At 48.1% G+C, this 13,873-nt stretch carries 16 protein-coding genes and 2 pseudogenes; 13 read left to right on the top strand and 5 right to left on the bottom strand.

Going from position 1 to position 13,873, the window contains the following annotated elements; all coding sequences use genetic code 11:
* The first annotated feature begins 28 nt into the window (after positions 1-28).
* The 3 genes from DL94_RS16555 to DL94_RS14830 all read left to right on the top strand — a co-directional run bounded on the left by DL94_RS16555 (position 29) and on the right by DL94_RS14830 (position 1,507).
* Positions 29-481: a UDP-galactopyranose mutase gene (locus DL94_RS16555; RefSeq protein ID WP_255326892.1), complete on the top strand. Its 453-nt coding sequence runs from the start codon at positions 29-31 to the stop codon at positions 479-481.
* A 21-nt stretch (positions 482-502) separates the two neighbouring features.
* Positions 503-673, top strand: coding sequence for a hypothetical protein (locus DL94_RS16345; protein WP_197020751.1), 171 nt, complete (start codon positions 503-505; stop codon positions 671-673).
* 90 nt (positions 674-763) lie between these two features.
* Positions 764-1,507: an IS4 family transposase gene (locus tag DL94_RS14830; protein WP_231464698.1), complete on the top strand. Its 744-nt coding sequence runs from the start codon at positions 764-766 to the stop codon at positions 1,505-1,507.
* Between the two features lie 246 nt (positions 1,508-1,753).
* Here DL94_RS14830 and DL94_RS0111735 read toward each other — a convergent pair whose 3' ends face one another.
* Together DL94_RS0111735 and DL94_RS0111730 are read right to left on the bottom strand one after the other, a co-directional pair.
* Positions 1,754-2,155 carry a type II toxin-antitoxin system tRNA(fMet)-specific endonuclease VapC gene (locus DL94_RS0111735; protein WP_231464695.1) on the bottom strand — a complete coding sequence of 134 codons (402 nt, stop codon included), beginning with the start codon at positions 2,153-2,155 and terminating at the stop codon, positions 1,754-1,756.
* A complete protein-coding gene (locus DL94_RS0111730; RefSeq protein WP_028130313.1) occupies positions 2,155-2,391 on the bottom strand; it encodes a type II toxin-antitoxin system antitoxin VapB in 237 nt (78 codons plus the stop codon). Before DL94_RS0111730 ends, DL94_RS0111735 begins: the two co-directional genes overlap by 1 nt.
* Positions 2,392-2,472: 81 nt before the next feature.
* On the opposite strand from DL94_RS0111730, the pseudogene DL94_RS16170 reads away from it, so the two are divergent.
* A pseudogene (locus DL94_RS16170) lies at positions 2,473-2,559 on the top strand (sugar phosphate nucleotidyltransferase); the annotation flags it as partial.
* A 74-nt stretch (positions 2,560-2,633) separates the two neighbouring features.
* On the opposite strand, the gene DL94_RS0111725 reads toward DL94_RS16170, so the two are convergent.
* Both DL94_RS0111725 and DL94_RS0111720 read right to left on the bottom strand, forming a co-directional pair.
* Positions 2,634-2,882, bottom strand: a complete 249-nt coding sequence (locus DL94_RS0111725; protein WP_028130312.1) for a DUF2442 domain-containing protein — start codon at positions 2,880-2,882, stop codon at positions 2,634-2,636.
* A 12-nt stretch (positions 2,883-2,894) separates the two neighbouring features.
* Positions 2,895-3,149 carry a DUF4160 domain-containing protein gene (locus DL94_RS0111720; RefSeq protein WP_028130311.1) on the bottom strand — a complete coding sequence of 85 codons (255 nt, stop codon included), beginning with the start codon at positions 3,147-3,149 and terminating at the stop codon, positions 2,895-2,897.
* A 79-nt stretch (positions 3,150-3,228) separates the two neighbouring features.
* Between DL94_RS0111720 and DL94_RS16475 the strand changes: the two are divergent.
* Together DL94_RS16475 and DL94_RS15695 are read left to right on the top strand one after the other, a co-directional pair.
* A pseudogene (locus DL94_RS16475) lies at positions 3,229-3,652 on the top strand (sugar phosphate nucleotidyltransferase); the annotation flags it as partial.
* 119 nt (positions 3,653-3,771) lie between these two features.
* Entirely contained in the window at positions 3,772-3,942 is a 171-nt protein-coding gene (locus DL94_RS15695; RefSeq protein WP_072023123.1) for an Arc family DNA-binding protein, read from the top strand.
* A 58-nt stretch (positions 3,943-4,000) separates the two neighbouring features.
* Here DL94_RS15695 and fliD read toward each other — a convergent pair whose 3' ends face one another.
* Entirely contained in the window at positions 4,001-4,951 is a 951-nt protein-coding gene (gene fliD / locus DL94_RS14825) for a flagellar filament capping protein FliD (RefSeq protein WP_051586442.1), read from the bottom strand.
* Between the two features lie 377 nt (positions 4,952-5,328).
* Between fliD and pyk the strand changes: the two genes are divergently transcribed.
* From pyk to DL94_RS0111655, 7 genes are all read left to right on the top strand, one after another.
* Positions 5,329-6,741 carry a pyruvate kinase gene (gene pyk / locus DL94_RS0111690; protein ID WP_028130308.1) on the top strand — a complete coding sequence of 471 codons (1,413 nt, stop codon included), beginning with the start codon at positions 5,329-5,331 and terminating at the stop codon, positions 6,739-6,741.
* 212 nt (positions 6,742-6,953) lie between these two features.
* Positions 6,954-7,715: an MBL fold metallo-hydrolase gene (locus tag DL94_RS0111685; protein WP_028130307.1), complete on the top strand. Its 762-nt coding sequence runs from the start codon at positions 6,954-6,956 to the stop codon at positions 7,713-7,715.
* Between the two features lie 40 nt (positions 7,716-7,755).
* Complete coding sequence (locus DL94_RS0111680; protein WP_051586460.1) at positions 7,756-8,829, top strand: S1C family serine protease; 1,074 nt, start codon at positions 7,756-7,758, stop codon at positions 8,827-8,829.
* Positions 8,829-9,308 carry a 23S rRNA (pseudouridine(1915)-N(3))-methyltransferase RlmH gene (rlmH, locus tag DL94_RS0111675; RefSeq protein ID WP_028130305.1) on the top strand — a complete coding sequence of 160 codons (480 nt, stop codon included), beginning with the start codon at positions 8,829-8,831 and terminating at the stop codon, positions 9,306-9,308. The genes DL94_RS0111680 and rlmH overlap by 1 nt, the downstream gene beginning before the upstream one ends.
* A 38-nt stretch (positions 9,309-9,346) precedes the next feature.
* Positions 9,347-10,363: a 5-bromo-4-chloroindolyl phosphate hydrolysis family protein gene (locus DL94_RS16340; protein ID WP_081798817.1), complete on the top strand. Its 1,017-nt coding sequence runs from the start codon at positions 9,347-9,349 to the stop codon at positions 10,361-10,363.
* Between the two features lie 15 nt (positions 10,364-10,378).
* The gene (locus DL94_RS0111660; RefSeq protein WP_051586441.1) at positions 10,379-11,539 is read left to right on the top strand and encodes a toxic anion resistance protein; all 1,161 of its coding nucleotides are present in this window, start codon (positions 10,379-10,381) and stop codon (positions 11,537-11,539) included.
* Entirely contained in the window at positions 11,539-13,518 is a 1,980-nt protein-coding gene (locus DL94_RS0111655; RefSeq protein WP_028130303.1) for a penicillin-binding protein, read from the top strand. The genes DL94_RS0111660 and DL94_RS0111655 overlap by 1 nt, the downstream gene beginning before the upstream one ends.
* The last annotated feature ends 355 nt before the right edge of the window (positions 13,519-13,873 follow it).

Genomic DNA, 13,873 nt, shown 5'->3' with positions numbered 1-13,873 from the left:
TGTTTGTATCGACAGATGGCAAAAAATCTTGCTGGATGGTGAAGTTTCTCCATATAAGATTGTCTATACCGGTGCGTTGGACGAACTTTTTGGCATGGATGAAGGGGCGCTGCCCTATCGTTCTCTCAAATTTGAATGGCATCATGAGGATATAGACAGTTTGCAGCCGTACCCCGTCACAGCATACCCGCAGGCTGAGGGGTACACTAGAATTACTGAGTATAAAAAAATGCCTGTACAGAATGTAACAGGTACAAGCTATGCGGTGGAATACTCCTTGCCGTATAAAAAAGGTGAAAAGCAGGAAACATATTATCCAGTTTTGACAGAAGAAAGTATCGCATTAGCAGGCAGATATCAGGAGAGAGCAAAGCAGATATGTAATTTTTACTGCTGTGGAAGATTGGCTGACTTTAAGTATTACAATATGGATCAGGCGCTAGAACGTGCTTTGGCTATGGCTGATCAAATGCAAAAATAATTGATGGGGTTGGAGATTAATATGATGTTCGATTATTTAATTGTGGGAAGTGGCTTGTTTGGTGCTGTATTTGCGCATGAAGCCAAAAAGACCGGTAAATTGAAACGAGGGGGGGCTGCGGACTATTGGCTGGAGCGATGGAAATTCTTTCCTGCCATTGAGTCAGTGTCTGCTATCCTCTACCGAGCGTGAAAACCGGCTACAGGAAGCATCCGCATCTATTGATGCCAGAAGCAATGGCGGCAAACTGCGCAGACCAAGGCTACCAGCGTGATGCTGACCTTGCTGAAAGATGCAAAAGCCGCTGAGATTCCGGCAAAGTATGTTCTTTTTGATACATGGTTCTGTTCGCCATCTTCATTGCTGCAAGTCAAGGATATTGGCTACGATGTCATTGGCATGGTCAAGAAGAGTGAAAAAATTCATTTTCGCTACAGCGGACGGATGCAAAGCGCGCCTGCAATTTTCCGAGCAGCAAAGAAGCGCCGTGGCCGTTCCCTATATCTTCTTTCCGTGGAGGCGGAAGTCGTAAAAGGAAAACAAGCCATTCCGGTAAAACTGGTCTTTGTAAGAAACAGGAACAACCGACAGGATTATCTGATTTTGGTTTCTACGGATGTTAATCTGTCCGAAGAAGAAATCATTAAAACCTATGGCAAACGCTGGAATATAGAAGTCTTCTTCAAAATGTGCAAATCGTATCTTAAGCTTGGCAAAGAGAGCAGAACCATGTCTTATGATGCAATGACAGCTCATGTGTCCATTGTCTTGGCCAGATATATGCTATTATCTCTGGAACAACGCAGAAAAACCGATAAACGGAGTATTGGTGAATTATTCTATGTCTCGTGCGATGAATTGCAGGATTTACAGTACATGGATGCGCTGATTATGGTTTTGAAAAAACTTGTATCCATGATAACGGAAAAATGGCTTTTCCTTGAAAAAGAACTAAATGCCATGCTGGATTCCTTCTTGGAAAATCTGCCTAAATTATGGCACAGATGCCTAGAACGGTGTGCATGAAGTTGCTGTTTTAGCAGTCACCCCCCGATGTTACGCTTGATAGGAGGCTTGTTTCGGATGTGTGAAGTTTGAGATGATAATAAATATGCAAGAAGTTAGAAAAAAGATTTGATAATGCTATGGATGCGGTCGTAGTTGAGACAAATCATGAATTATATCTATAGACAGATTCGGAAATTATTTAGGGTGTTCATACCAAAAGGCATAATAAAATGACGAGTCAATTTGACTCGTCATGCATAACAGTTATTCATTTGCCCAGTCTTCAATTTTTAATCCTTCTACACGTTTGAATTCGCGGGTGTTGTTGGTTACCAATGTCATATTCAATGCTTTTGCATGTGCAGCTATCTGTGTATCAAGCGGTCCTATAGGCGTGCCGTTTAATTCTAAGGCGGCTCGTACTTTACCATATTCATACGCGGCTAGGTCGTCAAAAGGCATAATGTTTATGGCAGAGAGGAACAATGTGAGTGCCAGCCGGTTTCTGGCTTTTGCTTGACTTTTTTCCACACCATGGCAAAGTTCGGCGTAGGTAATAGAAGATATGCAGATTTCTGAGGGTTTGTGGGTTTGCAACCGAGCTATGACCTTATCGGGACGTTTCTTGATAGCGAATATGCAGATATTGGTGTCAAGCATATACATTATAGTGCATCCCTTTCTTGTGCCTGTGGGATATCGCGGCCATCAGCCATGAAATCATCACTGAACAAATCAAGGCTGGTCAGCAACATATTCCAGTTGTCTTCCTGTGATTTGGGGAAGATCATAAGTACATCACCGACTTTGTGTGTGAGAACTTCACTTTCATTGAAACGATACTCTTTAGGCAAGCGAACGGCCTGACTTCGTCCGTTTTGGAAAATTTTTGCTGTAAGCATAATCATCACCCCTTTTTTAAAAGTATATATCAAAGTATATATCGAGTCAAATCAATTATATTAATGTTTAGGAGTGATTATTTGCATATCGTATTATTATCCGGTGGCTTTGGTAAGCGTTTGTGGCCGCTGTCCAATGATATCCGCTCGAAACAGTTTATTCCAGTAATAAGTATGACTATATTGTTTCCTATGTCTTTGTAAGAAAAATGACGAGTCAAATTGACTCGTCAATAAATACACTAGCAGGATAGGCCGTATTCATAAATAATATCGCTGGCTAAATCAATTTCGTCATTCCAAAATACGCAAGTACGGCTTTCGTCAATTTGAAAGTTTTGAAAAAGACCGGGCTCGGTCATTAAATTACGATATGTAGGCAAGGTGTGAATATCATCTTTTACATCATAGAGAACTTTTTTTCCGTCGTCGAAAATTACATATAAGATATAGTTTTCACGTGGTTCTATTTTTGTAATGCGAGGAATCATAGCAGGCACCTCCTATTTCAAAGGCGGTAGTTTACGAATAAGTTGTGTGTCCCACATTTCTTGCAGTTCCTTATGGTACATTTGTAACCATTCCGTTACAAGTTCCTGGGCTTTGGGAGGTAAGTCCCCCTCTATCATCTCAAAGCTACGGATATTGAATTCGCCAACGTATTCACCGTAAAGCGCATGTATATGGCTAGGTTCATGTTCCTTTGGTTTGAAGAACATTTTGATGATGATACCGTAAAACCGTGTTATTTCTGGCATAATGTATCACGCTCCTTACCTAGATTATAACATATTATAAAACTTGCCCCAATACTATTTCAACAGGGAGGAACAAATATTGCATATAGTTTTATTATCCGGCGGCTTTGGTAAGCGTTTGTGGCCGCTGTCCAATGATATCCGTTCGAAACAGTTTATTCCCCTGTTTCCGCAGGTGGATGGAGAGTATATCTCTATGGCGCAGCGTGTGTTCCGGCAGATTCGTAAGGTTGACATGTCAAAATTAAAACCGTTGAAAGTTGTGGTCAATGCTGGCAATGGTGCGGCAGGTAATGGAGAAGTATCTGCCGTTTGAACTGGTGAAGGTTCACCATCAGCCAGATGGGAATTTTCCCAATGGTGTGCCCAATCCATTACTGCCGGATAATCGTGAGGCTACGGCTAATGCTGTGCGCAAGTTTGGGGCTGACGCCGGTGTGGCCTGGGATGGTGACTTTGACCGCTGTTTTATGTTTGATGAGCAGGGGAATTTTATTGAGGGTTAATGTGGAGGCACGGTATGATGAGGGGGTAATGCAGCAGAAAACGAATGAGATAATAGGAAAAATTAGGCTTTCAGATATGAAAGATAGATAAAATTTGCTCATGGAGGTGATAGTAGATGTTTGTCGTAAAACAGAGTCAGGATATGGTGAATAAAACGTTTCGGTTTCCGCAGGAACTGTTGGACAAGCTCGAGCAGGTGGCAAAGGAGAAGAATGTTTCCGTCAATAATCTGGTGAAGCAGTGCTGTGAGTATGCATTGGGGGATTTACCGGAAGAGAAAAAATAAAAAGGGAGACTGTAGCAAGTGATAGTGCTTGTACAGTCTCCCTTTTTGTTGGCCCTCTTTAAAACATCGAACTGAAAAGGTTGCCAATCATGCCGTACTGGACGGAGGCGTTCAGTACTTTGGGGTTCGTGTAGGCCGACGCGGTTTTGATGGAGTCGCCAAACATGCTTTGCATGGACGGGAACAGGTGTTCACTTTGGCTGTTGGCCTGAGTGAGGTGCTGTTCGGCTTTGCCTGCGAGGCCGTTGGCGCCTAAAGCCGTTTTGGCGCGGTCGCCGTTTTCGGTGAGGGCTGTGGCAAGTTTGTCTTCATCGACAGTCATCTTGCCAGTCTTGCTGTCCACCGAGATGCCGAGCTGTTTGTAGGTGTCAGCCCGGTAGGTGGTGTCGGCAAAGGACTTATGGAGTGATTCCATTCGTTTGCCGACGCTGCTGTAGTCACTGGTGAGGTCCAGCGCGTCGTTGTAGTCAGAAACCAGCTGCTTGACATTCTTGATGGCATTTTTAAGGCCATCGCTGTATGTCTTGCTGCCGTCTTCCGCCTCGGTGATGTCTTGGGCACTGAATTCGTAGCTCATGTTTCTGACCGTCTGGGCAGAATTTTTCAAATCGCCCATATAAGCCTTGAGCTGTGTCTGGAATGTGGACTTGGCCTCGTTGTAGGAATTAACCAGGCCGGCTGCACTGCTGGACACGCCGGAAAGAGCTGACAAGTCAGCGATGCCGGTTGAGCTGGAATTAGTGTATCCTGACCAAAGGCTGCTGATGGAATCCTGGGCGGCGTTGGTTTTCTTGTTCGTGTAAGCTGAATCAAAGGAGCCAACCAAATTGCTCAGCCGGCTGACGTTGGCAGCTGCTGCAGCATAGCTTTTGTCCTGAGCAGAGGCTGTGCTGGTGCTTTCTTCTGCCTTAGCGGCCGCTTTTTGGGCTGCGGTTGTCGACTGAGTACCGCCTTGGGCCATCTTGTACATCGTGTACGTATCTCTGGCCATTGCCGAAATGGTAGACATGATAAAACCTCCTTTCGCGAAAGATAGTAGAAAAGTTCAAGACTCTCCCTATAGTTATATCGTCAGTTTCTCGGGAAATGATAAGGCTTTTTTGCGGCTGGGAACAATTTCAATCAATATGGATAGCCTTGAGCTATTGCACTGAACAAAGGCAATAAATTTCAAGCAATGAACGTCTTTTCAGAAAATATTTTTTTCGGCAGATTTTCGTGGAAAATGTTTTACTTATGGGGACAAAGAGTGTAGAATAGTAGCTAGTGGGGGGGATTTTCCCCTTTAAATCAGGCCGTAGACAGGACGCCATACAGCGACTCCCTGACGGGAGGTGTCCGTCTAAATATATAATATGTAGTAAAAGAATAGGTGGGGTTTACAACATGTTAAAAAAGACGAAAATCGTTTGCACGCAGGGTCCGTCCACAGAGAAACCGGGCGTAATTGAAGAATTGATTGCCAATGGCATGAACTGCGCACGTTTCAACTTCTCTCATGGTGACCATGCAGAACATCTTGGCCGTATCAACATGGTACGTGAAGCTGCCAAGAAGGCTGGCAAGGTTATCTCTTTAATCCTCGATACCAAAGGCCCGGAAATGCGTCTGGGCGAGTTCAAAGATGGCAAGGTTATGCTGGAAAAGGGCAACCAGTTCACTTTGACTTATGATGATGTACCGGGTGACGAAACTCATGTTTCCGTAAACCATAAAGGCCTCTACACGGAAGTAAAGCCGGGCGACACGCTGCTCCTTTCCGATGGTCTTGTAGCACTCAAAGTCGATGAAATCAAGGGCAAGGATATCGTTACGACTATCCAGAACAGCGGCAAGATGAGCACGCGTAAGCGTGTAGCTGCTCCGGGCGTATCCCTTGGTCTGCCTCCTATCTCCGAACAGGATGCTAAGGATATCATCTTTGGCTGCGAACAGGATATGGATTTCGTAGCCGCATCCTTCATTCAGCGTCCGGATGACGTACTGGCTATCCGTAAGCTTATCGAAGAGCACAATGGCCGCATGGAAATCATTCCGAAGATTGAAAACCTCGAAGGTGTTAAGAACTTCGATGCCATTCTCGAAGTTTCCGACGGCATCATGGTTGCCCGTGGTGACCTGGGCGTAGAAGTTCCGGCAGAAGATGTGCCCCTTATCCAGAAGGAAATCATCCGTAAGTGTAATGCTGCCGGCAAACCGGTTATCGTTGCTACGCAGATGCTTGACTCCATGGAACGTAATCCGCGTCCGACGCGTGCTGAAGTATCCGACGTTGGTAACGCTATCCTCGATGGTACGGATGCAATCATGCTGTCCGGCGAAACGGCATCCGGTGATTATCCGGTAGAGGCTGTTTCTACGATGAACCGCATTGCACAGCGCATCGAAAGCTCCCTCGAATATAAGGAACTGTTTGTAGAACGCGGTCTGCAGCATTTGAAATCCCGTACGCGTGCTATTGCACATGCTACGGTACAGATGGCTTATGAACTCGACGTTCCGGCTATCATTACGCCGACTGAATCCGGTTACACGACGAAAGTTGTATCCAAGTATCGTCCGAAGGCTGCTATCGTAGCTTATACGCCGAGTGAAAAAGCTCTGCGTCAGCTGAACCTCCGTTGGGGCGTATATCCGGTACTCGGTTCCATGTGGAGCGATGCCGATGAAATGCTCAGCAACGCTACGGCTGCTGCTGTTAAGGAAGGCTATGTACAGCGTGGCGACATGACCATCATCACTTCCGGTGTTAAGGCTGGTAAGGGCAACTCCAGCTCCGTACGTGTGTACAGCATCTAATATTTACCACGGTTTGATTCGTTAAGACATCGTGGCTGTTAAAGCCCGGCATAACTGTTTTCTCCGCTGAGACGCTGACGCGTCAAACGCTCCGAAAATAGTTATGCCGGGCTTTTTGCCTATGGCAAAACTCGAAAAACGGCGTTATAATGTGTATGTCTTGCTTTTGCAGATAGTTTACAGAATCAAGTGTTATGATAGGAGCCGTGGGAATGCAGGTTAGGATTTTGGCCAGCGGCAGCAAGGGAAATGCTGTTTTTGTGGAAATGGATGGCACGAAACTGCTGATTGACGCTGGCATTAGTGCCACGAAAATAAAAAAAGGACTAGCCAGTTTTGGCGTGGAGGCGTCAGACCTGGACGGCGTGCTCATCACGCACGAACATCGTGACCATGTAGCCGGCCTGGTTACGTTGTGCAAGTGGTATCACCTGCCTATTTATACCCGGCCTGGTACCATTGCAAACATGAAAGAACGTTCGTCGATTCCGGCGGAGTGTTTTTGTCCTATTGGGGAACGCTTTTCTGTAAAGGGACTTCAGGTGGAGGCCTTTAATATTCCGCATGATGCGGCTGAACCGGTGGGATATCGCCTGTGGGGGCGAAAAAATGTTACCATAGCCACGGATTTGGGCTTTGTGACTTCCAGCGTGCAGGCTGCCTTGGAAGGCGCAGACGTTCTTATTCTGGAATCTAACCATGACCCCGAAGTTTTAAAACAGGGAGCTTATCCCTGGCCGTTGAAAAGGCGGATTCTCTCGAATCGTGGGCATCTTGCTAATTCCGACGCTGCCTGGGCGCTGATTCGCATGCAAAAGCGTCCGGAGAAAGTGTTTTTAGCCCACTTGTCTGAGGAGAATAACCGGCCGGAACTGGCGGAAACAACCGTACAGAGTATTTTGGAAGGTCAGGGACTGAATCTTGATTTGACGGTGGCCAGCCAAACTGAAATGGTGGGCTGTCACTTTATGTAAAATTGGAGGGATTTTTGTGAAAAAGAAAACTTCTCTTATAATGACCGCAATGCTGGCGTTATCAGCAATATCATTTTCCGGCTGTTCTGCTGGTACGGCCAGCGATAATTCGGCCGGGGCTGTCAGCAGCAAGGCTGTGCAGCAGACAAGCAGCGATATAAAATTATCTGACGCCCGGAATACACCGGTAGTACGGGCGGCAAAGATGGTAGGCCCGGCTGTGGTGGGTATCACCAACAAGGCTGTGGCGCGTGACTGGTTCAATAATCCCGTGGAAACGCAGGGCGTGGGCTCTGGCGTTATCTTCCGTGAGGATGGCTATATTGTCACCAACAATCATGTGGTGAGTGGAGCCAAGGAACTTATCGTATCCATGCCGGACGGCCGCAGCCTGAAAGGCAAACTGATTGGCGCTGACGCCCTGACTGACCTGGCGGTGGTAAAGGTTGAGGCCAAGGACTTGCCAACGGCGAAGTTCGGTGATTCTGATAAAATCGTTGTTGGCGAGCCGGCGATTGCCATCGGCAATCCGATGGGACTGGAATTCCAGGGGAGTGTCACCAGCGGTGTTATCAGTGCGTTAAATAGAACGCTCGATATCAGCGACAAGCTGGTTAAACTCATTCAGACGGACGCAGCCATCAATCCGGGCAACTCTGGCGGCGCGCTGGTGAATGCTGATGGCGAGGTCATCGGGATCAATAGCGCCAAGGTAGCGGCCAATGGTGTTGAGGGCATGGGCTTTGCTATTCCTATCAACACGGTGCAGAATATCATTGATGAAATCATGAACAAGGGGTATGTGGCCCGTCCTTATCTGGGCGTGTCGGTATTTGACCCTCAGACGGCTGGCCGTTATGGCTATCAGCTGAACATTGACAAGGGTGTGTATGTATTCCAGCTCACGCTGAATGGCCCCTGCGGCAAAGCCGGCCTGCAGCGCGGCGATATCATCCTCAAGGTCAATGATGAAGAAGTCAATAGTGTAGCTGACCTGCGGGCCAAGGTGGCGTCCTATAAGGTCGGTGACACGGTAAAAGTTACCTATGACCGCAATGGTGCCAGCCGTAATGCTGATGTGGTGTTGGAAGAAATGCCGCAGGATAACCGCTGATGAAGATAACCATTGTTTGTGCCGGAAAAATCAAAGAGAAGTATCTGTCGGCAGGTATCGCGGAGTTTATGAAACGCTTGAAACCCTTTGCGCAGGTGGAAATACGGGAAGTTCATGAGGAAAAAATGCCGGACTCACCGTCAGCTGCCGAGAAGGAACAGGTGCTCATAAAAGAAGGCGAAAAGCTGTTAAAGCTCGTGCCGGAGGGCAGCTACCTCTTTGTGTTGGATGTTTTTGGCAAGGAGAAATCCTCAGAAGAGCTCGCGGCCTCGCTGGATAAACTGGCGCTGACAGGGCGCAGCAATATCACTTTTTTGATTGGCGGTGCCTTTGGCTTGTCGCCGGAAGTGCGGCGGTCGGCCGATGAATTGCTGAGCTTTTCGCGCATGACATTTACGCACCAGATGGTAAGACTTCTGCTGGTGGAACAGATTTACCGCGCCTTTAAAATTAACCGTGGTGAAAAATATCATTGGTAAACTAAAGCCGTCCCAAACCGGGACGGCTTTGTGGTATAATGAAAATAAAATTATACTTGGGGGCGATGGTAATGCGCAATGTGTATGGCCTGCTGGCATTGTTAGCCGGTGTCGGCGGCATTTATCTTATAATACATGACTATGATGCGGTGGGGCTGTTGCTGCTCGCAGTGATGGGGATATGCATTTATCGGGGACAGCTGCCACAGGCGGAAGTCCGTAAGCTGGACATTGGGCAGCTGGCCGCTGAACAGGCTGATAAAGCTCTGGCTGATTGGGAAAAGGCCCGGGCTGATTATGAACGTGTGGAGGCGGCACGGCATAAAATCCGGGACAGCCAGATGAGCCAGCAGCTCGGCCTTATGCAGCAGGAGGCTGCCAGACTTTTAGACTATGTGGAGAAACATCCGGAGCGGATTGCGTCGGCCGGACGTTTTATTCACTATTATCAGGACCGGGCGGCCAGCCTCAGTGAACAGTACAGTGAGCTCGAGGAAACCAAGCTGGAAACGGACCAGGTGCGTCAGGTAAAAGCCCGGTTGAAGGAAACGCTGTTCAGTTTTGACGAGGCCTATGGAGCGGAATTTACCAAAATAATCAACAATCAGCTGCTGGATATGGATGCGGAACTCACGGTAATGCAGCAGTCTTTTGAGGCCGAGGGCATCAGCAACGGTCAGGCAAATGGCAACGGTGCGCCGGCAGAGATTAACGCTGCGCAGACACCGGCGTCCACGGGTATTGGGCGGAAAAAGCGTCCGCGTGTTTCTGCTGTCAGCAGAGTGAACGGGCAGGAAAAAAAGCGCCGTAAGGAGAAAATACATACACCGGATAATCTGCGGTCAGCGGTGCTGGTGCAAAAAGCGATTATGAGCGGTCTGGCGATTTGCTTGGGGACTTTTGGTGCGCATAAGTTTTATCAGGGCAAAAGCAAATGGGGTATTGCCTATATTGTTTTGTGTTGGACCATGATACCGACGCTGATATCCATTGTTGAGGGTATCCGCTATTTCTTCATGCCGGTGGATGATTTTTACGAGCAGTATTATCGCTAAATGGGAGGGCTGAAAATGGAAGTAAAGCTGGAAGATTTGATGAAAGCAAAGCAGGGGCTGGCAACAGCTGATGTTACACCTGATAATCTGCCGTCGGCGGAAGTTATGACGGCGCAGGTGGAAAAAGTGGTAAATGACCTGACTCCGGAGGAACGGAGCAAGGTGGATAAAATAAAAGATGAACTAGATTTGACAGATTCCACGGCGATTTTGCGCTTTGGGGCACCGGCCCAGCAGAAAATCGCGGAGTTTTCCGACAGCGTTTTATCGCAGGTACGCACGAAAGACAGCGGCCCTGTGGGCGAATTGCTGTCCAGTCTGGTGACGCAGGTACGGGAGTTTGAGCCGGAAGGGAACAGCAGTTTTCTGAAGAAAATCCCCCTGGTAGGCAGTCTGGTGAAAAAAGGCGAGGATATTAAGCAGGGGTATGAAAAGCTGTCCACACAGGTGGAACGGATTCAGGGAAATCTCGAGCAGGCCAAACTGAAAATGATGAAGGACGTGGCTCTGTTTGATAAACTATATGCGGAAAATCTCAGCTATTTCAAGCAGCTGCAGCTGTATATTCAGGCCGGCGAAGAAAAACTGACGGAAATGCGCGAAGTTACTTTGCCCAAGCTGCGCCAACAGGCGGCCGAATCCGGTGACCCGATGGCGGTACAGGTAGTGGCTGACTTTGAGGCCAGTGTCAACCGTTTTGAAAAGAAGGTTCATGATTTAAAGATAAGTAAAACCATCGCTATCCAGTCGGCACCGCAGATACGGCTGATTCAGAACAATGACAAGGCCCTTATTGACCGGGTGCAGACGGCTATTTACAGCACAATTCCCCTCTGGAAAAATCAGCTGGTTATCGCCCTGGGGCTGCAGGCACAGCAGGATGTACTGCGTATGCAGCAGGCGGTCAGCAATACCACCAACGAGCTGCTGCGCCGCAATGCAGAGATGCTCCAGCAGAACAGCATTGAAACAGCTGAGGAAAACGAGCGCAGTATTGTGGATATTGAAACCGTGCGTGAGGTCAATGAACGGCTGATTAACACCATTGAAGAAACGATAAAAATACAGCAGAATGGCCGGGCTAAACGGCAGGCCGCTGAGGCTGAGCTTGTACAGATTGAGGGCAAGCTGAGGGATACCCTGCTGAAAAACAGCGGCAGACAGGAGACTAATTGATGAAACTGGAGCAGCATAATGTTCAGCAGCGCGTGGCTTTTTTGGCGGCAATCATGCTGGGCTGTGTAATTCTATTGATATTCCGCTATGGCTGGCTGCAGCTGGTACAGGGGAATTCCCTGGGCGAACGCATGAAGGCTCAGGTCGGGCAGGACTATGCGATTCAGAGTCCGCGTGGGGCTATTTTAGACCGTAATGGCCGCGAACTGGCGGTCAGCACGATGACCAAATCCCTGTACATTGACCCGTCACATGTGGAAAATCCACAGGAGGTAGCTGCTAACCTCGCGCCGCTTATCGGTAAGTCCGAACAGGAGATTCTTGACGATATTGCTGTGGGCGGCGGCTTTGTCTGGGTAAAACGGCGTATGGAACAGGCGGAGTATGAGGCAGTTCGTCAGTTAATTCGTGAGAAAAACTATGTATCATGCCTTAATTTCCGGGATGAGGCCAAGCGCTACTATCCCAATGATGTACTGGCAGCCAATGTTATTGGCTTTGTGGGTACGGACGACAAAGGTCTGGACGGCGTGGAGCAGGCACTGGACAAAATGCTGAAGGGCGAGGTCAAGGAAACCTACCTGACGACGGACAGACAGGACCGGCCAATACTTGATTCTATCTTTTCCAGCCGGCGGCGCTATGCCGGCGATGCCTGCAAAACCATTGAGCTGACAATTGACAGTTCGATACAGTTTATTGTGGAGCAGGAGCTTGACCGGGCAATTGCTGAAAATAACCCGAAGGCGGTTACCTGTGTAGTAATGGACCCCAAGACGGGGGAAGTGCTGGCGATGGCGTCGCGGCCGTCGTATAACCCCAACCGTTTCTGGGATTACAACCCGGAAATCTGGAAGAACCGGGCGGTGTCCTTTATTTATGAACCGGGTTCGACCTTTAAGTCTGTAGTAGCCGGCGCGGCCCTGCAGGAAAAAGTGGTTACGCCGAATCAGGTTTTTGTGGACCCCGGGTATGTTATGGTGTCCGGGCGGCGTATTCAAAACTGGAATGGTGAAAGTTTTGGTACGGTTACTTTTACCGACGTGGTAAAACAGTCGCTGAATACCGGTTTTGCCCAGGTCGGCCTGCGTTTAGGTGCAGACCGTCTGATGAGTTATGCCAAAAACTTTGGTTTCGGTGAACCCACGGGGATTGACCTGCCGGGGGAGGAAAGCGGTATCCTGTTCAATCCTGAGGATATGCGTGAGTCCGATATGGCTACCTCGGCTATCGGGCAAAGTATCGCTGTGACGCCGTTGCAGCTGGTGACAGCTATGTCAGCTATTGCCAACGATGGTGTACTGTTGAAACCGCATATTGTAAAGTCTATTCGTAATGCCGATGGCAGTATGTATGAGGAACGCGGCAAGAAAGAAGTGCGCCGGGTAATAGATTCTGCTACGGATAAAACGCTGATGGGGCTTTTGGAGCAGGTTGTAGCCAGCGGCGGCGGTTCTAAAGCCGCTGTGCGTGGTTATCGTATTGCTGGTAAGACCGGTACGGCACAAAAAATCCGTGAGGACGGCAGCGGCTATATGGACGGCCGTTATATAGCGTCCTTCTGTGGTTTTGCGCCGGTGGAAGACCCCAAACTTACAGTGCTGGTGATGATTGACGACCCGGGTACGGGGAACTTTTATGGCGGTCAGATTGCCGCACCGGTGGCCGGACGGATATTTGCCCAGCTGATGCGTTATATGCATATAGAACCGTCAAGTGACCCCTTTGCTGGTATGGAGGCTGAGGAGAAAAAGCCACAGCATAAGCCGGCCAGACTTTATACAGGGGAAATCCCTGATGGGAAAATTCTGGTGCCGGACTTCAGCGGCAAGAGCTTGCGCGAGGCTGCCGGCCTGGCTGCGGACAGAGGCCTGTCCTTCCAAAGTGAAGGTTCTGGCTATGCCGTGGGACAGAGTATAGAAATGAATACCCTGGTAGATAAAGGGACGAGTATAACCGTCTATTTCAAGCCCAGTTAGACGAAAAACAGTCAGTACTTTTGCGTACTGACTGTTTTTTTTAATTTATTTTAAAAAAGGTGTTGACATATGCACAAGACTCGTGTAATATAATACAAGTCGCTGACAGATACGGACGCGAAACGGTGCAGCAAGCCTTGACTGGCAAGGCACTGAGAGGGTTCGAAAAACTTGAAAAAAGAAATTAAAAAAGTTCTTGACAAGCTAAGCTGAATGCGATAAGATAAATGAGTCGCTTGAAGCGACAGGCACTTCGAAAGAGTGCTGAACAGATTGTTCTTTGAAAACTAAACAATGCAAATAATCATGCAACATGATTAAAGCCAGATGTTTGAGAAACTTTTAGTTTCTTATT

The organism is Selenomonas sp. AE3005 (genome assembly GCF_000686945.1).
Taxonomy (GTDB): Bacteria; Bacillota; Negativicutes; order Selenomonadales; family Selenomonadaceae; genus Selenomonas_A.
Note: the sequence above shows the minus strand (reverse complement) of the source record. Positions and strands in the feature narration are given on the sequence as shown.

What these genes read in the sequence shown, in the direction of transcription:
- DL94_RS16345 (WP_197020751.1), top strand. Translation starts at nt 503, where the DNA reads ATGATGTTCGATTATTTAATTGTGGGAAGTGGCTTGTTTGGTGCTGTA.
- DL94_RS0111735 (WP_231464695.1), bottom strand. Translation starts at nt 2,155, where the DNA reads ATGTATATGCTTGACACCAATATCTGCATATTCGCTATCAAGAAACGT.
- DL94_RS0111730 (WP_028130313.1), bottom strand. Translation starts at nt 2,391, where the DNA reads ATGCTTACAGCAAAAATTTTCCAAAACGGACGAAGTCAGGCCGTTCGC.
- DL94_RS0111725 (WP_028130312.1), bottom strand. Translation starts at nt 2,882, where the DNA reads ATGATTCCTCGCATTACAAAAATAGAACCACGTGAAAACTATATCTTA.
- DL94_RS0111720 (WP_028130311.1), bottom strand. Translation starts at nt 3,149, where the DNA reads ATGCCAGAAATAACACGGTTTTACGGTATCATCATCAAAATGTTCTTC.
- DL94_RS15695 (WP_072023123.1), top strand. Translation starts at nt 3,772, where the DNA reads ATGTTTGTCGTAAAACAGAGTCAGGATATGGTGAATAAAACGTTTCGG.
- fliD (WP_051586442.1), bottom strand. Translation starts at nt 4,951, where the DNA reads ATGTCTACCATTTCGGCAATGGCCAGAGATACGTACACGATGTACAAG.
- pyk (WP_028130308.1), top strand. Translation starts at nt 5,329, where the DNA reads ATGTTAAAAAAGACGAAAATCGTTTGCACGCAGGGTCCGTCCACAGAG.
- DL94_RS0111685 (WP_028130307.1), top strand. Translation starts at nt 6,954, where the DNA reads ATGCAGGTTAGGATTTTGGCCAGCGGCAGCAAGGGAAATGCTGTTTTT.
- DL94_RS0111680 (WP_051586460.1), top strand. Translation starts at nt 7,756, where the DNA reads ATGACCGCAATGCTGGCGTTATCAGCAATATCATTTTCCGGCTGTTCT.
- rlmH (WP_028130305.1), top strand. Translation starts at nt 8,829, where the DNA reads ATGAAGATAACCATTGTTTGTGCCGGAAAAATCAAAGAGAAGTATCTG.
- DL94_RS16340 (WP_081798817.1), top strand. Translation starts at nt 9,347, where the DNA reads ATGAAAATAAAATTATACTTGGGGGCGATGGTAATGCGCAATGTGTAT.
- DL94_RS0111660 (WP_051586441.1), top strand. Translation starts at nt 10,379, where the DNA reads ATGGAAGTAAAGCTGGAAGATTTGATGAAAGCAAAGCAGGGGCTGGCA.
- DL94_RS0111655 (WP_028130303.1), top strand. Translation starts at nt 11,539, where the DNA reads ATGAAACTGGAGCAGCATAATGTTCAGCAGCGCGTGGCTTTTTTGGCG.